This is a genomic window from Peptococcaceae bacterium 1198_IL3148 (assembly GCA_036763105.1).
Taxonomy (GTDB): Bacteria; Bacillota; Desulfotomaculia; order Desulfotomaculales; family Desulfohalotomaculaceae; genus JBAIYS01.
On the sequence record JBAIYS010000017.1, the window covers coordinates 18,235 to 42,721 of the forward strand.

Consider the following 24,487-nt stretch of genomic DNA (forward strand, 5'->3'; position numbering starts at 1 on the left):
CTGCACCAACTTAAAAATAACCTAATTTAGGATCACCCCAAGGAGGTGTACCTGTGACATTCTTCGTTGTCCAAGTGTTGCCCTATCTAGCTGTAACAATTTTTGTAGTAGGTTTACTGTATCGCCTCGGTAGATGGGCCAGCGCTAGAATTGTTCACAATATTGTTTTAACGCCAGCGCCCCCTACATTAGGCGGGGCAGCGGTCAATTATGCTGCTGAAGTGGCATTGTTTAGAAGCATGTGGAAAAGTGATAAGAGTTTATGGGCCGGTGCATGGATTATGCACTTTGCACTCTTAAACATTATCGGTGGACATATTGTCGGTTTTGCATTTTTAGGAGAACAGTTTAAGTACATTGGTACTTCACCAGAACTAAGTACACATCTGTCAGAAATACTTGGTACCAGTATGGGTATCGTCATTTGGATTGCGTTGCTTTATTTATTGTACAGACGCTTAGCCATCAATGAAGTAAAATTGGTTTCTAACCCAGCGGACTACCTACACTTAATTCTATTGCTGTGTATCGTTACATTAGGTAACGTAATGCGTTTGTTGCCAGATGCTTATGGTATTGACTATCTAACAGCACAAACTTATTTAGTACAACTGGCCACTTTCCAAGCAGTTGATACAAGTAACTTTAACATTATCTTCATTTTGCACCTGTTATTTGTTCAACTATTAATGATTATTTTCCCATTCAGTAAACTGTTGCACTCAGTGGGTATGTTTGCAGAGCGTTGGATTATCAACCGGCCATATGTTGAGCCAGCTCCTGGAATGCCCGGTGCAAATGTAAGTGTGTCCAGTGGCGCCACTAGCGTTGTTTCTGGTGGTAAAACTACTTCAGAGGGGGTTTAGCGCATGATTATTGGAAACAATTATACAGCTCCAAATATGGCAAACGAAAAGGATATGCGCGCCCTGTTTATCGACCCTGTGCCAGATGATCGCAAGGTTCAAGAGGCGCTGAAACATTTAAAATTTTTGGTAGAAAAGTTTCGTCCTTTAATGTTGGCAATGGAATCCTGTACTAAATGTGGTCTTTGTGCAGAAAACTGCCACACCTATTTGGGTACCCGTGACCCAAATAATATCCCCACCAACCGGGCAGACCTATTCCGTAAAGCATGGAAAGCTGCCTATACCGTAGAAGGTAGATTGTTTGGCAAAATGGTTGGTGCCGAGCCGTTATCATTAGATACCATTAATAAAATGTACTCATACTTCTATCAGTGCAATGAGTGCCGCCGTTGTGCGCTGGTGTGCCCCTTTGGTATTGATACCTGTGAAGTAACCTTTGCTGGTCGTCAATTGCTGCACTGGTTAGGTATGGTGCCAAAACTGCAAGCATCCGTTGGTGCTGCCATGTATAAAACCGGTAACCACACTGGCTTGCCAAAACCGGGTCTGGTGGACACCTGCGAATTCTTAGAAGAAGAAATGCAGGAAGAAACCGGGGTAGATATTAAAATCCCGGTAGACAAACCGGCTGATGTATTATACATTCCATCTTCTGCTGACTTTTTGCTAAACCCCAACACCATGATGGGGGCAGCTAAGTTTTTCCACTACTTAGGTGTTAATTGGACCATGAGTAGTGAAATTGCAGAGGCTGGTAACTTTGGTTTGTTGTTTGACCAACGCTATACCATGCGACATAACACCATGCGTTTGTTGAATGAAGCGGTTAAGTTAGGTGTTAAGAAGATTGTCTGGGGTGAATGTGGTCACGGCTGGCGTACCGGTAAAATGTATGTCCCCAGCATGGCTGACCGTCCAATTCCAGTGCCGATTGTCCACCTACACGATGAGACTTCGTACTACATTCGGACCGGTCAATTAAAACTTCACCCTGAGGCTAATGATCATCCGACTACACTGCATGACCCATGTAACTTTGGTCGGGCATGTAACCTCAGTGAAAAACTGCGTGAAGTATTGAGACCATGTGTCAATGATTTTAGAGAAATGACTCCCAACCGTGAGCGTAACTTCTGTTGCGGCGGTGGTTCAGCTATTCTTTATGATGAGCCAGAAATGTATGAACTGCGCATCAAGTTTTCAGCTAAAAAGGCTGAACAGGTACGCGCCACCGGTGTGGGCGAAAATGGCAATGGCTATTTAGTTGCTCCCTGCTCAATCTGTAAAGCACAGTTATATCCAATGGTAGAAGAGCATAAACTGGGGGTAGAAGTAAAAGGTTTAATTGATTTGGTCGGAACGGCGTTATATCCACCAATAAACGCTTAAAAGGGACTAGCATATTTTCCAAAAATATATTAAAATATTTAAAGCATGTTTTATAATGCTAACATGTGGTGAGATATTATAAAAATAAATTTATTATCGCACCACAGGGAAATAAAAAACTTATGGAGGTGTCTCCCTAATGCCATTTGTAGAAATCGGCGGTCAACAGATTGAAATCGACGAGGACGGTTTCCTTCTAAACACTGATGTGTGGACTGAAGAAGCAGCCCACTACTTTGCAAAAGAAGAAGGTATCGAAGAATTAACCGAAGATCACTGGAAAGTTATCAACTATCTCCGTGACTACTTCTTCCAATTCGGTATCGCTCCAATGATTCGTAAACTTTGCAAAGAAACCGGCTTCAGCTTGAAGCAAATCTATCAATTATTCCCATCAGGCCCAGCTAAAGGTGCTTGTAAATGTGCTGGCCTGCCAAAACCAACTGGTTGTGTATAATTAAAAAACAAAGTGTCGCCCTCACCATCCGGTGAGGGCGATCTTTTCTAAATTCTTGTAGGCTATCGTGGTTAGCCAATATTTTGAGAAAGGCAGGGAAGGCTGAATGAACAAACTAGAGAATGTACCAAGATTAATCATTGCCGCTCCACAAGGTCGTTCCGGAAAGACCACCATCACAGTTGGATTACTGGCTGCCCTCACTGCCAGGGGGTTAAAGGTACAGCCCTTTAAAAAAGGTCCTGACTTTATTGATCCCAGTTGGTTAACCAAGGTGGCCGGAAGAACCTGTCGCAACTTAGACAGTTACATGATGGATAAAGAAACCATTAAGGCGTCCTTTGCCACCCACAGTCAAGGGGCAGATATCAGCATCATTGAAGGGGCGATGGGCCTCTTTGACGGCGTTGATGTGGAAGGCAGTGGCAGCGCGGCAGAGGTTGCCAAAACCGTTAAAGCCCCGGTGATATTGGTGGTCAACTGTACCAGAATGACCCGGAGTGTGGCCGCGATGGTCAATGGCTACAGATACTTTGATCCCGATATTAACGTGGCCGGTGTAATTTTAAACAATGTGGCCCGCAGTCGCCATCAGAATGTGCTGAGGGCATCCATCGAGAAGTACTGTGACATTCCGGTGCTGGGCATGATGCCCAAGGGTGACCAATACACCATACCCGATCGGCACTTGGGACTGATTCCTGCCGAGGAAGATGTTTCACTGCATCAAGCGGTGGATCGCATGGCCGAGGCGGCGGAAAAGTATTTGGACTTGGATGAAATATTAGAGGTGGCGGCCACCGCCCCGGCAATTGAAAGTAATGCCGCGGTGGCACCGCCGCTCACTAAAATAAAAAGACCTCACGAGGTGGATTACCTTTCTGGCACCACCAAGATTGGTGTGGTGATGGACAAGGGTTTTAGTTTTTACTATCCCGAGAACTTAGAAGCCATTGCCAATGCCGGAGCAGAGTTGGTGGCCATCGATGCCATCAATGATTGTCAACTGCCGCCGGTGGATGGGCTGTTTATAGGTGGCGGTTTTCCAGAGGTGATGGCGGGGGATCTGGAAGATAACTACTCTTTGCGTAACGATATCAGGGAACGCATTGAGCAGGGGTTGCCGGTGTATGCTGAATGTGGTGGCTTAATGTACTTAGGACGCTCCATTAGCTGGGGTGACAAAGTACACCACATGGTGGGCGCTTTGCCCTTCGATGTGGAAATGATCAAAAGGCCCATGGGCCATGGTTACATGAAGGTGGAAGTGCAGCGGGAGACCCCTTGGTTTCCCCAGGGATTAAAAATAACCGGACATGAGTTTCACCATTCCAAAGTGATTAATTTAGAAAAGGATAAAGTGGATTTTGCCTATGTGGTTAAAAAGGGCTGGGGCATAGACGGGCAGCATGATGGCCTGTTGTATAAAAATGTCTTTGCTGCTTACAACCATCTACATGCCTTGGCGGTGCCCCATTGGGCGGACAACTTTGTAAAAATCGCTGCCAAGCATAAAAAGCAAATTGCCGCTGCAATTTAAAATTTACCAATAAGGGGCTGTTGCAAAACTGTGCAACAGCCCCTTTATCTATTGTTAGTAACGAAACCCAGGTGTCTTTTGCCTTTGCTTTTAGATAAAAGGTTAATTTAAAACCCAGCACCTGCTGCAGCTAGCGAAACTATCCCCAAAGTGAGCGGTGCAGCAGGTGCTGGGTTTACCGTAACCTTTATCACAACAGGTAAACAAAAATCAACCAAGCAAAAGACACCGGCTGAGAACGAACAAAGGTTTTTTAGCACTTTCATAAGTATAAATACAGAGGATGAAAGTATAAGAAAACCTAAGTCATTTGCCTAAACGGCAAATGCCAAGGTTTTCTAACATAAAAGTGGGGTATGTAGGGAAAATATACTAACACAAAATAAGCGTTGAGGTGATTATATGCTGGCACTGATTAAGTCTCGATGGAAAACGGTGATAAGTGTAACACTGGTTTTAGTGCTATTGGCTGCGGTATCGCTGGTGGGCAATGACGCCGATGCTCAAAATAAAACCCTTTACTGGGGCAGTAGCGGTGACGATGTTATTAAAGTACAAACAAAGCTAAAAAATTGGGGTTATTACGATGGCCCGGTGGACGGCTACTATGGGGCCAGCACTTTTGAAGCTGTTAAAAAATTTCAAGCTAAAAATGGCCTGACGGTGGACGGGGTTACCGGTAAAAGCACTTGGGCGGCCCTAGGCTATACGCCTACTTATGGTACCGCCCAACAGACCCAAAACACCAAAAACACAAACCAGACCACCGCCTCCCGGGGTGACGTTAACCGAGGTGATGTGTGGTTGCTGTCCAAAGTGGTGATGGGTGAGGCTGCCGATGAACCATATACCGGTAAAGTGGCGGTGGCGGCAGTATTATTAAACCGAGTGGATAGCCCTGAATTTCCCAACACCTTAGCGGGGGTTGTTTACCAACCGCTGGCCTTCGAATCGGTAAGCAACGGTCAATACAACCGGGAAGTTAATGACGAAGCGCTGCGGGCAGCCCAGGACGCCCTGAACGGCTATGACCCCACCGGAGGTGCGCTGTTCTTCTGGAACCCATATAAACCAGTATCAAAATGGATTTGGTCCCGAACCATCACCGGTCAAATTGGCAATCACGTTTTCGGAATATAAGGGGGTATTAAACAAATGAGGAGATGGGGAGCTTTTGCTCTGCTTAGCGTGGCGTTATTGGCAGCGGTTGGGTTTTGGGGTTATCGTCAATATCAAGCCCGACAGGACTTAGAAACCTTTTTGAACAACAAATATCAGATGGCCTTTTTTAATCTAAGTACCAATGTGCAAAATTTGCAAACGGCTTTGGGCAAGAGTTTAACAGCATCGGGCAAGGGTGAAGACGTGGCCATTTTTTCAGAAATTTGGTTGCGGGCAGATTCTGCCCAGGGTGACATTGCCCAACTGCCAGTTTCCTCGGCGGTTACCGAGCGCACTTCCAAGTTTTTAGCCCAAGCCGGTGACTACGCCTATACCATTTCTAAGGAGATAGTGGATAAAGAGGAGCTGAGCGAGCAAAATTGGAGTACTCTAAACCGGTTATACCGACAGGCAGCTCAGCTCAACAGTGACTTGCAAAATATTGGTGAGGACTTAACCGATGGCAAACTGACGTTGGGCGAATTAAAGACTGGGGCCCAAAATCAGTTGGCCAACGCAGAGGGGGCCGATAAAAGTTTTGACTCCGTTAACCGCAATATGCAGTCCTACCCCACATTAATTTACGACGGCCCCTTTTCCGACCATCTGGCCAAGCGCAAGGCCGAAGGATTAACCGGTGAAAAAATATCCGCGGACGAAGCCCGCAAAATTGCGTTGGACTTTGTGGACAAAGGCGACAACAATTACAGTGCCAGGGTGATAGGCAAAAATAAAGGACGGATCAATGCCTATACTGTGGAAGTAATCCCCAACAACGATAATAATGAAAACCTGCCCAGATATACCTGTGACGTCAGCGCCGAAGGCGGCAAAGTGATTTGGTACTTGGGCAACAAACAAGTAAAGGATGATAGTCTATCCATCGACCAGGCCACCGACAGGGCTAAGCAGTTTTTGGACGACAAAGGTATCAAAAACATGCGACCCACTTACCACAGCAAAAATGGCAACCTGGTCACTATACAGTTTGCTGCGGTACAAGGTGATGTCATGATCTATCCCGACCAAGTGAAATGCACCGTGGCGTTGGACGACGGGCGCATTCTGGGCTATGAAGCTAGCCAATACTGGATGGCTAAAAAAGACCGGAATATTCCGCAACCTAAAATTAGCAGTCAACAGGCCAAGCAAAACCTAAATAACCATCTGGAAGTAAAAAATAGTCGCCTGGCCATCATTCCCTTGGTGGATTATAGCGAACAGCTATGCTGGGAATTCACCGGCACAATAAACCAAGATACATATTTGGTTTACATCAATGCTGAAACCGGTAAGAAAGAAAAAGTAATGATGCTGGTGGACACCCCCAACGGTCAATTGACAATGTAAAAACCATTGACAGCAAAAAAATACTTTGCTATACTAGCCATTACAATATTACATCAGCGACGAATGGGAAAAAGGATAATTGCTCACCGCAGCGAACCGGGGTACGGTGCGAGCCCGGTGGAACGAGAATTATTCAAGCCACCCAGGAGCTGCAAGCCGAACCAAGTAAGCTTTGCCGGTGATAACCCCCGTTATAGGTTAAGAGAATCGCAATAAGCGCGCATTGCGATTGAAATAGGGTGGTACCACGACCATAAGCTTCGTCCCTGTCCAGGGGCGAGGCTTTTTTGTTTTTTAAAAGGCAACCAAAGCAACTTAGGTGTCATTTGCCCTTGCTTTTAGACAAAAGGTTAATAGAAAAACCCGGCACCTGCTGCAGTAAGCGAACGACATATAGTTGAGCAGCGAACCGAAGTTAGCGAAGGAGGTTGTCGGAGGCAGGGTGGCGCCTAGGCAAATGTTTGATAAGGCAACATTATACAAAACGGCTGGAATCAGGCACCGCAAAATTCAAAATTCACAATTGCCTTTTCCAAAGGAGGTCTTTACAAAAATGCAAAATGATAAAGCCATATTAGAACTGCTGGAGCAAAACGCTAAAATCAGCACGGCAGAAATAGCCACGCTGCTGAACATGGAAACTTCCCAAGTGGAACAACGGATTAAAGAACTGGAGCAACAGGGCATCATCACCAAGTACCAAGCCATGATCAACTGGGACAAAGTTGATAACGATAAAGTAACCGCCGTCATAGAAGTTAAAATCACCCCCCAAAGGGAAGTGGGCTTTGATGCCGTGGCCGAACGAATCTTTCGCTTTCCTGAGGTCACCGATGTGCACCTGATGTCCGGACAATATGACTTGCTGGTGTTTATGGAGGGCAGAACGATGAAAGAAGTGTCCCAATTTGTCCACAGCAGATTGGCCACCATGGAACATGTACTCAGCACAGCCACCCACTTTGTTCTGAAGACCTACAAACAAAACGGCTGTATTTTGGAAGACAAAGAGGTTAACCGCAGGTTGGTGGTAACCCCATGAGTTGGCAAAACTATTTAAACAGCAATGTCAGAGAAATGCCCCCATCGGGCATTAGACGTTTTTTTAACTTGGCGGCGGAAATGGACGATGTCATTTCGCTGGGGGTTGGCGAACCGGACTTTGTCACCCCTTGGCACATTCGAGAAGCTTGCGTTTACTCATTGGAGCGGGGTTACACCAACTATACCGCTAACCAAGGCTTGCCAAGTTTGCGGGAGGCCATTAGCCAGCAGCTAAGTAGCGACTATAACCTGCATTACCATGCCAAAGATGAAGTGCTGGTGACAGTGGGGGCCAGCGAGGCCTTAGATTTGGCTATGCGGGCACTGTTGCAGCCCGGAGACGAAGTGCTAATTCCCGACCCTTGTTTTGTGGCCTACGGGGCCTGTGTCTCATTGGCCGGGGGTAAAGCGGTGCCGCTGGCCACCAGGGTGGAGGACAATTTTCAAATGACCGCCCAGATGGTGGAACAGGCCATCACACCTAAAACTAAGGCGTTGCTGATCTGTAACCCCAATAATCCCACCGGCGCCACCATTGGCAAACAACATCTGTTGCAAATCGCCCAGGTGGTTGAACGGCACGACCTAATTGTAATATCCGACGAAATATACGATAAATTGACATACAAAGGGGAGCATACCTGCTTTGCCTCGCTGCCGGGCATGAGGGATCGGACCATCCTAATCAACGGATTCTCCAAGGCCTATGCCATGACCGGCTGGCGCATTGGTTACGCCGCTTCTAACGCTGATTTTATTGGGGCGATGAATAAAATTCATCAGTACACCATGATGTGTGCCCCCATTACCGCCCAAATGGCGGCGGTGGAAGCGTTGCAAAATGGCAAACAGGCCATGGCTAAAATGGTAGAACAGTATGATCGTCGCAGAAAAATGGTTGTCAATGCCTTCAATAAAATGGGCTTGCCCTGTTTTGAGCCCAGTGGGGCCTTTTACGCCTTCCCGGATATTCGCTCCACCGGCATGACATCAGAAGAATTTGCCCAGCAATTATTAAAGGAAACCAAAGTGGCAGTGATCCCAGGCAATGCCTTTGGCCAAGCCGGCGAAGGGTTTATTCGCTGTTCATACGCCACCTCGCTGACCGATTTGACCGAGGCATTAAAAAGAATTGAAGGTTTTGTTAGGCCAAAAATGGGGTAAAAAAGTAGGCACATAAAAAGAGGAGTTTGCATATCAATATAGAAGTAGACATATGTCTATCTATTGTAGAATGGTTGCTTTGCAGCATGGAAGGATGGCAGTACGGAAGGAGTGATTTAAAGAGTAGCTGAACTTTTTGCACCTTAAAAATTGAAAATAGTATGGGAGGATGGTTAGTATGATTAAAGGTGTATTACTGCTTATTTTTGTTTCTTTTTTGATTTACTGTGGTGTAACCAATATGCGTTCGGCCAAAACCGTCAATGACTTCTTTTTAGGCGGACGTAATGTTGGCCCGTGGTTATCTGCCTTTGCTTTTGGCACTACCTACTTTTCGGCAGTGATTTTTATCGGGTACGCAGGTAACATAGGATGGAATTTTGGACTTTCTGGATTGTGGATTGTAGTGGGAAATACCCTGGTGGGAAGTATGTTAAGCTGGTGGTTGCTGGCTAAACGCACCAGGAGAATGACTATCCGTTTGAATACCATGACCATGCCCCAATTTCTGAGTGCCCGGTACCAAAGTCCCGGCATGAAGATATACGCGGCACTGGTCATTTTTATTTTTATGGTTCCCTACTCGGCATCGGTTTACATGGGATTGTCATACCTGTTTGAAAAAATATTTGGCATTCCCTACCTCTATGCTGTGGTGGCCATGGCTTTGCTAACGGGCATCTATTTAATATTAGGTGGCTACCGAGCGGTGGCATTAACGGACTTTATTCAAGGCAGCATCATGCTCTTTGGGGTGGCAATGCTGTTGTGGTATGTAATTAAAGCCCCAGAAGTGGGAGGGATACTGCCGGCAGTGCAAAAACTGACTGCCATCGATCCCGGCCTCACAGCCATTGTCAGTCCGGGGTGGATATCAGTGGCGTCCTTGGTGATATTGACCAGTCTGGGCGCTTGGGGATTGCCCCAAATGGTGCAGAAGTTCTATGCCATAAAAGACGAACAATCCATTAAACCGGCCATGATTGTGGCCAGTGTCTTTGCTTTAATAATCTCCTTTGGCGCCTACTTTAGCGGCGGCTTAACCAGATTATTTTTTGCTGAGTTACCCATTGATGCCGCCACGGGCAATCCGTCAACAGATTTGTTGATGCCACAATTAATTAATAACGTATTGCCGGAAGCGGCGGCAGCGGTGATATTGATTTTGGTGCTTTCGGCGTCAATGTCCACCTTGGCGTCGCTGGTGCTGGTATCCGGCTCCGCAGTGGCGTTGGATTTATTGCCGACAATCAAGCCCAACCTGGCTGAAAAGCAGCGGGTGTTGGTGTTGCGGCTGCTATGTGCAGTGTTCGTAATTATTTCACTGCTATTGGCCCTGGCTAAGCCCACCATTATACTAAGTTTAATGGCGTTATCCTGGGGAACGGTGGCCGGAGCCTTTTTGGCCCCTTACCTGTATGGATTGTTTTGGCGGGGCACCACCCCGGTGGGGGCCTGGGCCGGTTCCCTCTGTGGATTGACCATTTCCATTGTCTTTTCCACAATTTATCCCCAAGCCATACCCACCGTGGGTTCCGCTGCCATGCTAGTGCCACTCATTGTGGTGCCGTTAGTTAGTACCGTTACCAAGCCGCTGCCGGTACAACATTTGGACCATGTCTTTGGTGAGACGACAAATCCTGAAGTAGTATGGAAGGAAGTAGATGCAATGTGATTTGGGATCAGCAACATGAAACCATGGATCGGAGCCAACTGCAGCAACTGCAGTTGGCCCGGTTGCAACAGACATTAAAAAACGTTTACCAAAACGTGCCCTTTTACCGACAAAAGTTTGATGAACTGGGTGTAAAACCCGAGGACTGCAAAACATTAAAGGATATCGAGCGGTTCCCCTTTACGGTGAAAACCGATTTGCGGGATAACTACCCCTTTAAAATGTTTGCGGTGCCCAAAAAGAAAATTGTGCGCATTCATGCCTCCTCTGGCACCACCGGCAAACCAACGGTGGTGGGCTACACCCGCAATGATATTAATACCTGGTCCGAACTGGTGGCTCGCATTGTCACCCAGGCCGGGGTCACCGACGAAGACGTGGCCCAGGTTTGTTTTGGTTACGGCCTGTTTACCGGGGCGCTGGGGCTCCATTATGGGTTAGAACGGGTGGGGGCCATGGTGGTACCCACCTCCACCGGCAACACCGAGAGACAAATTATGCTGATGAAGGACTTTGGCACCACCACCATCATCAGTACACCAACCTACGCCATGCACATTGCAGAAGTGGCAAAAAATATGGGAGAAGATCCGGCCCAGCTGGGCCTAAAGGTGGGTTTGCTGGGATCAGAGGCCTGGACCGAAAGCCTGCGCTCTGAAATAGAAAAAACATGGAACTTTAAAGCCACCGACAATTACGGTTTGAGCGAAATCATTGGCCCTGGGGTGGCCGGTGAATGCCTGCACACCTGCGGCATGCACATATCCGAAGACCACTTTTTGGTGGAATTGATCAACCCAGAAACCGGTGAACCGGTGGAGTATGGTCAGGAGGGTGAGTTGGTAATCACTTCACTAACCAAAGAGGCGTTACCAATTATTCGTTATCGCACCCGGGACATTACGGTATTGAACCCCGAACCCTGTCCATGTGGGCGCACCACCGTGCGGATGAGAAAAGTCACTGGCCGCAGCGATGACATGTTAATTATCTCTGGGGTCAATGTATTTCCATCGCAAATTGAAAGTGTGTTGTTGGACATTAATGGCATTTCATCCCATTACCAAATAATTATCACCAAAAAAGGTTATTTAGATGCCCTGGAGGTACAGGTGGAACCCACCGCCGAGGCATTTACTGGCAACTTTAGAGATTTAGAAATGCTGGAGAGAACCGTTAAAAGCCGCTTGTCCAGCGTGCTGTCCCTAGGTGCTAAGGTGAGATTGGTGGAACCGGGTTCATTGGAAAGATTTGTGGGCAAGGCCAAACGGGTGGTTGATAAAAGAAACCAGTAATGTATTACCCCCAAAGACAAAAATCCATGATAAAATAGATTTGGAGGTGTAATCTTTGAAACAGTTGATGTCAGGAAATGTTGCCATAGCCAGAGGAGCTTATGAGGCAGGCGTAACCGTTGGGGTGGGTTATCCCGGCACACCCAGCACCGAAATTCTTGAAAACTTCATTAAATACCCCGGAATTCATGCCCAGTGGTCACCAAACGAAAAGGTGGCGCTGGAGGTGGGTGCCGGTGCCTCCATTGGTGGGGCCCGGGCCATAGTGACCATGAAACACGTGGGTGTAAACGTAGCCGCCGACCCACTGTTCACCTTGGCCTATACCGGGGTTAACGGTGGTTTAATACTTTTATCCGCAGATGATCCAGGGATGCACAGTTCCCAAAACGAGCAGGACAACCGCTACTATGCGTTGGCGGCTAAAATACCATGTCTTGAGCCGGCAGACAGCCAAGAGGCTAAAGACATGGTGGCCCAAGCACTGGAAATTAGCGAGCGCTTTGACACGCCGGTAATGCTGCGCACCACCACCAGGGTCAGTCATTCCCAATCCATGGTGGAAATTAAAGACCGGCAGCCGGTGGAACTGAAGCCATACAATAAAAACCCGCAAAAACATGTGATGTCGCCGGGCAATGCTAAAGTGCGCCGGGTACAACTGGAACAACGGTTGGCTCAGCTAAAGGAGTACAGCGAAACCTGCGGTTTAAACTTCATTAGTTGGGGCGATAAACAGGTGGGTGTCATCACCAGTGGTATCAGTTACCAATATGTGCAGGAAGTGTTACCCAATGCTTCGCTACTTAAACTAGGGTTTACCAACCCATTGCCCGAAAAAATGATCCGCCACTTTGCCGCCCAGGTTGACAAGCTTTATGTGGTGGAAGAACTGGATCCCTTCATTGAAATGCAAGTGAAAGCCATGGGCCTTGACGTCATTGGTAAAGAAATCATTGCCAATATCGGTGAACTGTCAGCCTATGATGTGGCCCAAGCCTTTAAAAAACAGGGAGTATCGGTGGCCCCCCAATATGTTCAATCAGCCAATCCATTGATTGATGAGCAGGCACCCCAGGCGCCGGGCAGACCGCCGGTATTGTGTGCCGGTTGTCCCCACCGGGCCAGCTTCCATGTTTTAAGAAAACTTAAGCTCACCGTTACCGGCGACATCGGTTGTTATACCTTGGGTTCGGCACCGCCGCTGTCCGCCATTGACACCTGTCTCTGTATGGGGGCCAGTGTCGGCATGTCCTACGGCATGGAATTGGCCAACCCTGAGTTTAAAGGAAAGACGGTGGCGGTAATCGGCGATTCCACCTTCCTCCATTCCGGAGTAACCGGTTTGATGGACGTGGTTTATAATGGTGGCAGCACCACCTTGATCATTTTAGATAACCGCATCACCGCCATGACCGGACACCAGCAAAACCCGGCCACCGGCAAAACCCTGATGGGACAACCGGCCCCGGAGGTAGATATCGAAGCGTTGGTAAAGGCCTTGGGAGTAAAAAGAGTGCAAGTGGTGGATCCAATAAATATCGGGGTCTTTGAAAAGATCATCAAAGAAGAAATAGCAGCGGCAGAACCGTCGGTGATTGTTGCCCGCCGCCCCTGCGCATTGCTGAATAAAGAATCCCAGCAACCAATGACAGTAATAAAAGACCAGTGTATCGGCTGCAAAATGTGTATGCAAATTGGTTGCCCCGCCCTTTCATTTAATGATAAAAAGGCAACCATCGATGGCATTCAGTGCAACGGTTGTGGTTTATGTAGCACCATTTGTAAACAGCAAGCAATTGTTAAAGGGGGGCAAAACAATGCTTAAACCGATCGATGTAATGTTAGTGGGCGTGGGCGGTCAAGGAACAATACTGGCCACCAAAGTGCTGGCCCGGGTAGCCCAGGACATTGGCTATGACATCAAAGTATCCGAAATCAAAGGGATGGCCCAGCGGGGTGGCAGTGTGGTTACCCAAGTGAGGTTGGCTCCCCAAGTGCATTCTCCCCTAATTCCGCTAGGTGGTGCCGACGTTATTTTGTCCTTTGAAAAATTAGAAGCACTGCGGTGGTTGGACTACCTCAAACCCGATGGCACAATGATCATCAACGACCAAGCCATTAACCCAGTGCCGGTGCTTATTGGTGCCGCCACCTATCCCGACAATGTGCTGGACTATATTAAAGGTAAAGTCCAGAAAACAGAGGTGGTTAATGCACTGGACATAGCAGTGAAATGCGGCAATGCCCGTACCGCCAACGTGGTACTGTTGGCAGTGCTGGCCAAGCATTTGCCCATAGACCGGCAGAGTTGGGAACAAGCATTGACAGCGGTGGTGCCGGAGAAATTTATCGAAGTTAACCGGGCTGCATTTAACGAAGGCTATACATTATAAGCATAAAAATTATGTTAGTGCATAAAATTTATCATAATTTTCTAACAAAGGGCAACAATTCACATGCCTAAGGTTAGTTTGCCAGTTGACAGACTGACTTATTGATGTTAAACTTTGTACATGTGGTACACATTGGTGGCCAAGTTGCCAACAATTTTGTGTATTTAGTAACATCGTTGGCTTTGTCTGACAACCTATACAGATAAATTTAGACAAGCGAGTTGATTATTTTTATTAACTCGTTATGTTTTCGCGTAATTGGTTGACAGACTGTAGCAGTATAACAATTTTGTGGGATATATTCCCCATTGAAAAAAACTGGAGGTGAGCTTAATGGCAGAATCCAAGACCCCTCTCTTGGATCAACTGGAGACTGGTCCCTGGCCCAGTTTCGTAACTGAAATTAAGAGAATGGCCCCCGAAAAGCCCTCCGCACAAGACCTTCTAGGCCAACTTGAAGTATCCTACGAGGAGAAAAAAGGGCACTGGAAACACGGCGGTATCGTTGGTGTTATGGGTTATGGCGGTGGAGTTATTGGTCGTTACACAGACATGCCAGAGCAATTCCCTAACGTAGCAGAGTTTCACACCATTCGTTTGAACCAGCCATCAGGTTGGTACTACACCACTGAAGCTCTACGTAAAGTATGTGACATTTGGGATAAGTATGGCTCAGGTTTGACCAACTTACACGGTTCAACTGGTGACTTGGTACTGTTAGGTACCGAAACCAAATACTTGCAAACTGCCTTTAACGAGTATAGCGAAATAGGTTTTGACCTTGGTGGTTCAGGTTCCGACCTGCGTACCCCTAGTTGCTGCTGTGGTATGTCACGTTGTGAATTTGCATGTATCGACTCCATGGATATTTGCCACAACTTGACTAACACATTCCAGGACGAATTACACCGTCCAATGTGGCCATACAAGTTCAAAATTAAAGTTTCAGGTTGTGCTAACGACTGCGTAGCTTCTATCGCTCGTTCCGACTTCTCAATCATGGGTACTTGGAGAGACGATATCCGCATTAAGCAAGAAGCTGTTCGTGAGTACGTTGCTAACGGCTTGGACATTCAAGACATAGTTATCGATCGTTGCCCAACAGGCTGCATGAGCTTTGACGGTAACGAATTAACCATCGACAACAAAGAGTGTGTACGTTGCATGCACTGCATCAACAAAATGCCTAAAGCTCTTCGCCCCGGTGAAGACAAAGGTGCTACCATCCTGATCGGTGGTAAAGCAACCATTCTACAATCCGCATTCTTAGGTTGGGTAATTGTTCCATTCATGAAAATGGATAAAGAGAACGATTACGAAGAAGTTAAGGATCTGCTGGATAAGATTTGGGAATGGTGGGATGAACACGGTAAGGTTCGTGAGCGTGTGGGTGAAACAATTTGCCGCCTCGGTATGCGTAACTTCCTGCGTGCTGTTGAACTAGAACCAATTCCACAAATGGTATTCAAGCCTCGTGCTAACCCATACTTCTTCTGGTGGCCTGAAGAAGTTAAGTAATAGCCAAAGGGCATTGAATTAATAACTGGTTAATTAGTTTATAATTATTAAAATAATATGTACGGGGAGAGGTGAAGCGAATTGGCTCCTAAAACTGATATCGGACCTCCGCATTACGAGCAAATGCTCCCACCCGTTATCAAAGAAAACTACGGTAAATGGGAGTATCACGAAATTTTAAAGCCAGGTGTACTTGTACACGTTGCTGAATCCGGTGACAAGCTGTACACCGTGCGTGTAGGTTCACCAAGATTGGTCAGCATTTACTTCATTCGTGATCTGTGCGATCTCGCTGACAAATACTGCGGTGGCTACCTGAGATTTACAAGCCGTCACAATGTTGAGTTTCTGTTAACTGAGGAAGCTAACATTGAGCCATTGATTGCTGAATTAAAAGCTAAGGGTCTGCCCGTTGGTGGTACTGGTAACTCCATTACCAACATCGTACACACCCAAGGTTGGGTACACTGTCATACCCCTGCTACCGATGCTTCAGGTATCGTAAAAGCAGTTATGGATGAACTGTTCGAATACTTCGAAACCATGAAGTTACCAGCAAAAATGAGAATTTCTCTGGCTTGCTGTTTGAACATGTGCGGTGCTGTACACTGCTCAGACATCGCTATTCTGGGTATTCACAGAAAGGCTCCGGTTGTTAACCATGACACCATTAAGAGCGCCTGTGAAATTCCAACAGTTATCGCCAGCTGCCCAACCGCAGCTATTCGTCCAAACCCAAAACTGAAGTCAGTTGAAATTAAAGAAGAGCGTTGCATGTACTGTGGTAACTGCTACACTATGTGCCCATCTATTCACATTGTTGACCCAGAGAACGACGCTGTGTCCATCTGGGTTGGTGGTAAAGTATCAAACGCTCGTTCAACCCCGATGTTCTCACGTTTGGCAATCCCATATCTGCCTAACAATCCTCCACGTTGGCCAGAAGTGGTTGACGCTGTTAAGAAGCTTGTTGAGCTGTGGGCTGCTAACGCGAAACAAGGCGAAAGAATGGGTGAGTGGATTGAGCGTATCGGCTGGGAGAAATTCTTCCAAATGGCCGAACTGCCATTCACTGACAAGCACATCGATGACTTCAACCTGGCTGTAACCACCTTCCGTTCTACTGCACAATTCAAGTGGTAGAATAATAGTCACCGATGGTAGTTAAAATATAATAAAACTACCGCATTATGTGGTAAATATTTAGGTGGTGAATGTTTCCATGGAAGAGTTAAAAGAAAAGATCCTTGCATACCTGGAGACTGTTAGCAAAGCTAAGTCTAAGGAAATTGCAGAAAAAATCGGCGCGAAAAAGCGTGAGGTTGATAAGGCGTGTTCCGATCTGGCTAAAGAGGGTAAAGTTGAATACCTATACATCGGTACTTCATACATTACCTTAGCCGGTAAAGACCACACCCCAAAACAAGGTTAATAATTAGGAGCAGGTGAATTGTCACCTGCTCCTTTTAGTTTGCCCGGCATGTTTGCCGAGCCGATGGGTTGAAAGAAACCCTGTCACCTAACCAGCGGGAAGACAACCGGTAGGCAAGGGCGCCACTGGCAAGATTAATAGATAATTTGCATGCAATAATGTATGTAGTTATTCGGTTATAATAAAAGTATTACAATAAACACAAGGGGTTTAACATGAGCAAAGAAGGCAAAGGTAAAAAGGTATTGATTACCGTCAACACCATTCAGACCAACGAATTGGGCGAGCGGGACAGCATTAATTTTCAAACCATCGGCAGTTTATACAGCAAAAACCAAGCCATCTACCTGATTTATGATGAAAGTGTACTGACCGGCATGGCAGGAAGCACCACCTCTTTAAAGGTGGAGCCAGAAAAAATTACCCTCAGTAGAATGGGAAACAGCCAATTAAAACATACCTTTGAAGCCGGGGTGGTCAACAGCGGCACCTATGTTACTCCCTACGGCACCATGACAACAAAAGTGCTGCCCAGTAAAGTTGCTGCAGACTTGACAGAGAATGGTGGAAGTATTAATCTAGAATATGAATTAATTGTAGGAAAAGATAAAATCGGTGTTAATGAGTTATTAATCACCGTCAAGGAGGCTTAACTCTCTGTTATGAGCGGTATCGTAGAAAGAGTACGGCAACAGTTGTCTGATGCCTTAAAACAAGCAGTGGAAAAGGCGGTGGCTGCCGGTGCGCTGCCGGAGCTAACTGTACCGGAATTTGTGGTGGAAGTGCCCCGGGAGAAGGGCCACGGCGATTTTGCCACCAATATAGCCATGATGTTAGCCAAGCCGGCCAAAAGTGCACCCCGTAAATTGGCAGAAATAATTTTGCAGAATCTTGAAGTGGCTGGGACGTCGGTAAAGAACGTAGAAATAGCCGGTCCTGGCTTTATTAATTTTTATCTGGATGCAGCATGGATATATAACGCGCTACCGGAGGTTGAAAATCAAGATGCCCATTACGGCAGCGTAGAGCTGGGAGAAGGCCTAAAAGTACAAGTGGAATTTGTCAGTGCCAACCCAACGGGCCTGTTGCACATGGGCAATGCCCGGGGAGCAGCGCTGGGTGACAGCATTGCATCCATTTTAGAATTTGCCGGATACCAAGTACAGCGGGAATACTACATCAACGATGCCGGCAATCAGATTATTAACTTTGGCAAATCATTGGAGGCCCGGTACCTGCAACAGTTGGGACAAGATGTACCAATGCCGGAAGAGGGCTATCACGGCGAAGACATTATCGAAACCGTTAAAAACTTCATTAACCAACACAACGACACCTACCTAACGGCAGAACCGGCCATTCGCCGGGAAAAATTAATTGAATTTGCTTTAGATGAGAAAATTACCAACATTAAAAGCGGTCTGCTGGACTTTGGCGTGGTATATGATGTTTGGTTTTCCGAAAAATCATTGCATCAGTCCGGCGCCATTAAAGAAACTATCGAGGAACTGCAGCGCAAAGGGTATATTTATGAGAAGGAAGATGCGCTGTGGTTTAAAGCCACCGAATTCGGCGACGAGAAGGATGAAGTGGTGGTGCGGGCCAATGGCATTCCCACCTACTTTGCCGCGGATATTGCCTATCATAAAAATAAATTCCAGCGGGGGTTTGACCGGGTAATTAACATTTGGGGTGCCGATCACCACGGCCATGTCAACCGGATGAAGGGGTCGATGGAAGCCTTGGGATACAATCGGGACCAGCTGGAAATTATGTTGATGCAATTGGTGCGGTTGCTTCGGGGGGGAGAAGTGGTGCGGATGTCCAAGCGCACCGGACAGTTTGTCACCCTTAGTGAATTGGTGGAAGAAGTGGGCAAAGATGCAGCCCGTTATTTCTTTATTATGCGCAGTCCCGACAGTCACCTGGAATTCGATTTGGATTTGGCTAAATCCCAAACTAACGATAACCCGGTTTTCTATATCCAATACGCCCATGCCCGCATTTGCAGCATTTTGCGGCAGTTGGACGAGCGGGGCGGCAAAGTGCCCAAGTCATCGGAAGTGGATTTGACGGTGCTTGACGGAGAGCCAGAACTGAATTTGATTAGAAAACTGGCGGATTTCCCCGTTGAGGTGGCCATGGCAGCGGAAATGCTGGCGCCCCATCGCATTGCCAGATATTTGCATGACTTGGCGGGATTGTTCCACAGTTTCTACAACAGCAACCGAGTGATTGTGGAGGATCAACGGGTGTCCGATGCCAGAATAGTGCTGGTAAATTGTACCCGCATTGTGCTAAGAAATGCGTTGCGGCTGATTGGTGTGTCTGCACCAGAAAGAATGTAGTGAGGAAATAAATATGTTACCAAGTGATATTAAAGAAGCCATTTACGCGTTATTTACCGGAGCGGTGGTGGGATTGCTCTTTGCCAAATTAAAATTGCCCATCCCTGCCCCACCCACCCTTGCCGGGGTGTTGGGGATTGTTGGCATATTCCTGGGATACCTAATTGCAATGCGTTTGGGCTGGGGTAGGTAACATCTTGACACCCCCAATGTGAGCAGATAGAATGTTAAAGGATGTCAATCAATGTAAAAATTATTCATAATATAGGAGGAAGTCATGACCAAGTATATCTTTGTTACCGGAGGTGTTGTATCTTCCCTTGGTAAAGGTATCACCGCTGCATCCTTGGGTCGGTTGCTAAAAAACCGGGGCCTAAAGGTTGCCATACAAAAATTAGATCCCTACATTAATATAGACCCTGGCACAATGAGTCCATACCAGCATGGTGAAGTTTTTGTTACTGAGGATGGGGCAGAAACAGACTTAGATTTAGGGCATTACGAGAGGTTTATTGATGAAAATTTAAGTCAAAGCAGCAATGTCACCACCGGTAAAATTTACTGGTCGGTTATTAATAAAGAACGCCGTGGCGATTACCTAGGGGCCACAGTGCAAGTGATTCCTCATGTAACCAACGAAATTAAGGAACGGATCCTTAAATCAGGTGAAGAATTTGGCGCCGATGTGGTGATTTCAGAAATTGGTGGCACCGTTGGGGATATTGAATCACAACCATTTTTAGAAGCCATTAGACAGCTAAAGGGCGACCTGGGCCGAGACAACGTGATGTATATTCACGTTACCCTAGTGCCTTACATTGGTGCGGCCAACGAATTAAAAACCAAGCCCACCCAACACAGTGTCAAAGAACTGCGGGGTATTGGCATTCAACCGGATATCATTGTTACCCGCACCGAAAGACCCCTTTCCAAAGAAATGGAAGAGAAACTGGCGCTATTTTGTGACATCGATAAAGATGCGGTGGTGCAATGTGTTGATGCCCATTCCATTTACGAAGTACCGCTATTGTTGGAAGCAGAGGGCTTTGACGACATTGTGGTGGAACGGATGAAAATTAAATGCAACGACGCCGACATGAGTGAATGGCAGGATATGGTGGACCGCATGAACAACCTCAAGTGGGCCACTAAAATTGCGTTGGTGGGTAAATATGTATCTTTGCCCGATGCTTATTTAAGTGTGGCCGAAGCGCTGCGCCATGCCGGTTTGCACCACGGCACGTCCATTGATATTCGTTGGATCAACAGTGAAGACCTGGAGCATATGGATGTAAAGGATCTGTTGGCCGATGTGGACGGCATTTTAATTCCCGGCGGCTTTGGTGATCGGGGAATTGAAGGAAAGATTAAAGCCATCCAATATGCCCGGGAAAACCGCATTCCCATGCTGGGCATTTGCTTAGGCATGCAATTGGCAGTAATTGAGTTTGCCCGCAACGTTTTAGGTTGGAAAGAAGCCAACAGCTCAGAGTTTGATAAAAACACCCCTTACCCAGTGATTGACCTGCTACCGGAGCAGAAGGACATAGATAACATGGGTGGCACCATGCGTTTGGGTAGATACGACAGTGTGCTAAAACCAGGTACATTGGCCTACCAAGCCTACGGTACCGAAATGATTTCTGAACGTCATCGCCACCGTTATGAATTTAACAACAAATATCGTCAAGATCTGGAGCAAAAGGGCATGGTGTTCTCCGGCACGCTGCCCGGCAGAGAACTGGTAGAAATCATTGAAATTCCAGAACATCCTTGGTTCCTGGCTACCCAGTTCCATCCGGAATTTAAATCAAGACCATATAGGCCACAACCACTGTTCCGCGATTTTATTGGTGCGGCCATCAGATATAGTAAAACAAAAGAGAATAAATAACACAACACAAAGCAGCTTTGGTAAATGAACCAAAGCTCTTTTGTTATTCATCTTTATCGCAGAATATAAATCCTGGGATTTTAACATCCTAAGTAGGGGCCCAATTCATTGAGCCCACTAAGCAACCTTTGTCCTTAAACCAACCTGTTTCACCATGCACAAATGTTACACTAAGTGGGAGCGATGAATCGAAGCTCTACAAAAAGCATTAGCAATAAAATAATGACTGTAATCAAAACACGGTTAGGGGGAAGAAAATTTTGTCTAAAAGAAAAATTGTAACCATAGCCATCTTGGGGGTGGTAGTTATTTCTTTAATTGCCGCAGCTCTGGGGCAAAATAACGGAGCCAAAACGACGGGGGCGGCGGAAGACAGCATTGCACTGATTGACATTAGCGGCATGATTGTCAGCGGCACCAGCGGCGGCAGTTTTACCGGTGACGTGATGACCGGTTCCCAAACGGTGATTGAGCAACTGCGCCAGGCTAAGGATGATCCCAACATCAAAGGGGTGGTGCTGCGGATCAACAGCCCCGGCGGTACCCCGGCCGGTTCACTGGAGATTGGCAATGAAATTAAAAGACTGCGGCAATCCGGCAAAAAGGTGGTGGCCTACATGGCTGAAACCGCTGCCTCTGGGGCCTACTGGATATCCTGCGAAACCGACCGCATAGTGGCTAACCCCACCACCATGACTGGCAGCATTGGGGTAATTATGCAAACGGTGGATTTGCAAGGACTCTATGATAAAGTGGGGGTAGAACAAAAGGTGTTTAAAAGTGGCCCCCATAAGGATATGGGCTCTGAGGCCAGAGATATTACCCCCGAAGAAGCCGCCATTTTTCAAGGCCTAATAGATGATAGCTATGAGCAGTTTTTAGAGGTGGTGGCCAACGGCCGCAACATGGAGATGGAAAAGGTAAGGGCTCTGGCTGATGGTAGAGTGTACTCCGGGCGCCAGGCGCTAAAGGTGGGTTTGGTGGATCAGGTGGGGGATTTGCAGCAGGCCATTGAAACCACCGCTAAAATGGTGGGCATCAAGGGCGAACCCCAAGTGGTTAACTTTGGGCCAAAGAATTTTTGGGATCAATTGTTGGGGGTCAAGTTAATGGGTTTGCAATACGGACCCCAATTACTACCTGCAGTTGTAGCAGAACAGCTGGCCATGCCAAAGCTGTAAGGGGGCATATGAATTTTGTTGGATAACGAAAACCAAGAAAAACACTTAGTAGAAGAAGTAACGGAGGATCAATTAAAGGATGAAGGTGTAACACCTGTGCCCACCCAGCTAGAATCAAACCTGTCGGTCTACGATTTGGTGTACGGAGTGCTGTTTGATCCGGCCAACACCTTCCGGCGGGTGGCCATTAATCCCCCGGTGGTGTTAACGGTGACCTTAGTGCTGGGAATGAACCTGATATTAGCGTTGATGGGTATGATCACCACCGATCCTTTTGCTGGCAATGTGATGGGTTATGCCAATCAACAGCTATTAAACGCCATGCAGAGTATGGCGCCGCTGATGGCCATGCTGGGTTTTATAATTAACGTTCTGGTTTGGTTGGGCTACAGCAGCCTGCTCCATTTAATTGCCGAGTTTTACGGCGGCGGCGGCAAAGCCATTACCACCTTTACCGCCTATGGTTTAGCGGGGTTGCCGGCGCTGTTGCTGTTGCCTTTACAGGGGTTGGCAATAATATTTGCCAACAGCGGTTTTGTTAAGGTTTTAGCAAACATTGGCACCTTCGGCGTTACCATCTGGGGCATTGTACTGCTGGTAATAGCACTTAGGGAAGTACATCAATTTACCACCGGCAGGGCGGTGTTGGTGGTGGTGACACCGTGGATAATTGGTGTGGTGCTGGCAGTAATAATTATTATCGCCATGGTGGGATTAATGTCATCTGCTTTGCCACATTTAGAACAATTTGGTACAATATAAACTTGTTGTTGACCGTTGCAGGGTTTTTATACAAAGGTGGCGAATAAATCACCGAAGAAAAATTATGTGGGAGGGTGTATAATGCTGATAGCCACCAGCACCGTGTTGGCCATGAGATGTCCTGAGTGCGGCAAACTACAATTTAATAAGTTATCGCTGTTCTCCTTTTCAGGTCGCCGGATGCTGGAGATAAAATGTAGCTGTGGATCAACACTATTGGAAATCTCCAAAAGTAAAAACGGCAGTTACCGGTTGCAGTTGCCTTGCGTCATTTGTGAGATTAAACATCAGCGCATAATTTCCGGGGCTAGGCTTTGGTCACCGGAGGTAATTAATTTATATTGTCAAGAAACCGGTATTGAGCTGGGTCATTTGGGGCCGGAAGAAAAGGTTCGGGAAGCGATAATGAGTTATGACTACGATTTGGAAACACTGATTGATCAATTTGCCGGAGAAGATTACTTTAACAACTCCCACATTATGTACCAAGTTATTAATCGGTTACATGATATCGCCGAAAAAAGCGGTTTATACTGTCAATGCGGTAATGACCAAATAGAATTGGAGATCTTCCCCGATCGAGTGGAGTTGCAGTGCAAAGAATGTAATAGCGTAAATATTATTTATGCCGAAACCGAAGATGACTTAGAGGTAATTCAAAGGACCGATTTCATTGAATTAACCCAACATGGCTTCAACTTTTTGGATAGCTTAGCCAATGGCAATGGCAAGCACAAACCCAAAAAAAGTAGACGCAAACGCAACAAACACCACTAAACCGTAAATACTATGCTCGGACAAGTGGTCCGAGCATTTTAACTGTTCAGCCCCACATGGGATGAATATACTAATTAGGTTTAGCGTATAGTTAAATATAATCAAAATATTACCATTACATAACATTAATTACAGGCAACGCTTTTTGTAGGGGTTCGATTCATCAATCCCACAGAAGAAGCAGTTGTGGATGGTAACAAATGTAATTCAAGGACAAACGTTGCTTTGGCGGGCT

At 46.7% G+C, this 24,487-nt stretch carries 24 protein-coding genes; all 24 read left to right on the top strand.

The genetic code is table 11. The annotated features are described in order from the left end of the window. Nucleotides 1-53: 53 nt before the first annotated feature. Nucleotides 54-866 carry a respiratory nitrate reductase subunit gamma gene (locus V6C27_13470; protein MEG6617416.1) on the top strand — a complete coding sequence of 271 codons (813 nt, stop codon included), beginning with the start codon at nt 54-56 and terminating at the stop codon, nt 864-866. Nucleotides 867-869: 3 nt separating this feature from the next. After that, entirely contained in the window at nt 870-2,258 is a 1,389-nt protein-coding gene (locus V6C27_13475) for a (Fe-S)-binding protein (GenBank protein ID MEG6617417.1), read from the top strand. A 139-nt stretch (nt 2,259-2,397) separates the two neighbouring features. Next, nucleotides 2,398-2,715, top strand: coding sequence for a TusE/DsrC/DsvC family sulfur relay protein (locus V6C27_13480; protein ID MEG6617418.1), 318 nt, complete (start codon nt 2,398-2,400; stop codon nt 2,713-2,715). A 106-nt stretch (nt 2,716-2,821) separates the two neighbouring features. After that, nucleotides 2,822-4,255, top strand: a complete 1,434-nt coding sequence (locus tag V6C27_13485; GenBank protein ID MEG6617419.1) for a cobyrinate a,c-diamide synthase — start codon at nt 2,822-2,824, stop codon at nt 4,253-4,255. A gap of 150 nt (nt 4,256-4,405) precedes the next feature. Further along, the gene (locus V6C27_13490) at nt 4,406-4,573 is read left to right on the top strand and encodes a hypothetical protein (GenBank protein ID MEG6617420.1); all 168 of its coding nucleotides are present in this window, start codon (nt 4,406-4,408) and stop codon (nt 4,571-4,573) included. 84 nt (nt 4,574-4,657) lie between these two features. Beyond that, nucleotides 4,658-5,395, top strand: a complete 738-nt coding sequence (sleB, locus tag V6C27_13495; GenBank protein ID MEG6617421.1) for a spore cortex-lytic enzyme — start codon at nt 4,658-4,660, stop codon at nt 5,393-5,395. Nucleotides 5,396-5,410: 15 nt separating this feature from the next. Continuing rightward, a complete protein-coding gene (gene ypeB, locus V6C27_13500) occupies nt 5,411-6,766 on the top strand; it encodes a germination protein YpeB (protein MEG6617422.1) in 1,356 nt (451 codons plus the stop codon). Between the two features lie 6 nt (nt 6,767-6,772). After that, nucleotides 6,773-6,982: a hypothetical protein gene (locus V6C27_13505; protein MEG6617423.1), complete on the top strand. Its 210-nt coding sequence runs from the start codon at nt 6,773-6,775 to the stop codon at nt 6,980-6,982. A gap of 337 nt (nt 6,983-7,319) precedes the next feature. Further along, nucleotides 7,320-7,808, top strand: coding sequence for an Lrp/AsnC family transcriptional regulator (locus V6C27_13510; protein MEG6617424.1), 489 nt, complete (start codon nt 7,320-7,322; stop codon nt 7,806-7,808). Then, a complete protein-coding gene (locus V6C27_13515; GenBank protein MEG6617425.1) occupies nt 7,805-8,974 on the top strand; it encodes an aminotransferase class I/II-fold pyridoxal phosphate-dependent enzyme in 1,170 nt (389 codons plus the stop codon). The genes V6C27_13510 and V6C27_13515 overlap by 4 nt, the downstream gene beginning before the upstream one ends. Before the next feature lie 178 nt (nt 8,975-9,152). After that, entirely contained in the window at nt 9,153-10,649 is a 1,497-nt protein-coding gene (locus V6C27_13520) for a sodium/solute symporter (protein ID MEG6617426.1), read from the top strand. Then, nucleotides 10,646-11,944: a phenylacetate--CoA ligase gene (locus tag V6C27_13525; GenBank protein ID MEG6617427.1), complete on the top strand. Its 1,299-nt coding sequence runs from the start codon at nt 10,646-10,648 to the stop codon at nt 11,942-11,944. The genes V6C27_13520 and V6C27_13525 overlap by 4 nt, the downstream gene beginning before the upstream one ends. Nucleotides 11,945-11,999: 55 nt before the next feature. Further along, complete coding sequence (gene iorA / locus V6C27_13530; protein MEG6617428.1) at nt 12,000-13,772, top strand: indolepyruvate ferredoxin oxidoreductase subunit alpha; 1,773 nt, start codon at nt 12,000-12,002, stop codon at nt 13,770-13,772. Further along, nucleotides 13,765-14,340, top strand: a complete 576-nt coding sequence (locus V6C27_13535) for an indolepyruvate oxidoreductase subunit beta (GenBank protein ID MEG6617429.1) — start codon at nt 13,765-13,767, stop codon at nt 14,338-14,340. The genes iorA and V6C27_13535 overlap by 8 nt, the downstream gene beginning before the upstream one ends. Nucleotides 14,341-14,673: 333 nt before the next feature. After that, on the top strand, nt 14,674-15,858 hold the full coding sequence (dsrA, locus tag V6C27_13540) for a dissimilatory-type sulfite reductase subunit alpha (protein ID MEG6617430.1): 1,185 nt from the start codon (nt 14,674-14,676) through the stop codon (nt 15,856-15,858). A 123-nt stretch (nt 15,859-15,981) separates the two neighbouring features. Further along, on the top strand, nt 15,982-17,001 hold the full coding sequence (dsrB, locus tag V6C27_13545; GenBank protein MEG6617431.1) for a dissimilatory-type sulfite reductase subunit beta: 1,020 nt from the start codon (nt 15,982-15,984) through the stop codon (nt 16,999-17,001). 79 nt (nt 17,002-17,080) lie between these two features. Beyond that, a complete protein-coding gene (locus V6C27_13550; GenBank protein ID MEG6617432.1) occupies nt 17,081-17,290 on the top strand; it encodes a hypothetical protein in 210 nt (69 codons plus the stop codon). A gap of 215 nt (nt 17,291-17,505) precedes the next feature. After that, nucleotides 17,506-17,943, top strand: coding sequence for a DUF1934 domain-containing protein (locus V6C27_13555; GenBank protein MEG6617433.1), 438 nt, complete (start codon nt 17,506-17,508; stop codon nt 17,941-17,943). 9 nt (nt 17,944-17,952) lie between these two features. Next, entirely contained in the window at nt 17,953-19,638 is a 1,686-nt protein-coding gene (argS, locus tag V6C27_13560; protein MEG6617434.1) for an arginine--tRNA ligase, read from the top strand. 13 nt (nt 19,639-19,651) lie between these two features. Next, entirely contained in the window at nt 19,652-19,831 is a 180-nt protein-coding gene (locus V6C27_13565) for a DUF1427 family protein (protein MEG6617435.1), read from the top strand. An 84-nt stretch (nt 19,832-19,915) separates the two neighbouring features. Then, a complete protein-coding gene (locus V6C27_13570; GenBank protein MEG6617436.1) occupies nt 19,916-21,532 on the top strand; it encodes a CTP synthase in 1,617 nt (538 codons plus the stop codon). Between the two features lie 260 nt (nt 21,533-21,792). After that, nucleotides 21,793-22,713 carry a signal peptide peptidase SppA gene (gene sppA / locus V6C27_13575; protein MEG6617437.1) on the top strand — a complete coding sequence of 307 codons (921 nt, stop codon included), beginning with the start codon at nt 21,793-21,795 and terminating at the stop codon, nt 22,711-22,713. Nucleotides 22,714-22,731: 18 nt separating this feature from the next. Continuing rightward, on the top strand, nt 22,732-23,475 hold the full coding sequence (locus V6C27_13580) for a Yip1 family protein (GenBank protein MEG6617438.1): 744 nt from the start codon (nt 22,732-22,734) through the stop codon (nt 23,473-23,475). An 81-nt stretch (nt 23,476-23,556) separates the two neighbouring features. Next, a complete protein-coding gene (locus V6C27_13585) occupies nt 23,557-24,252 on the top strand; it encodes a hypothetical protein (GenBank protein ID MEG6617439.1) in 696 nt (231 codons plus the stop codon). Nucleotides 24,253-24,487: the final 235 nt, after the last annotated feature.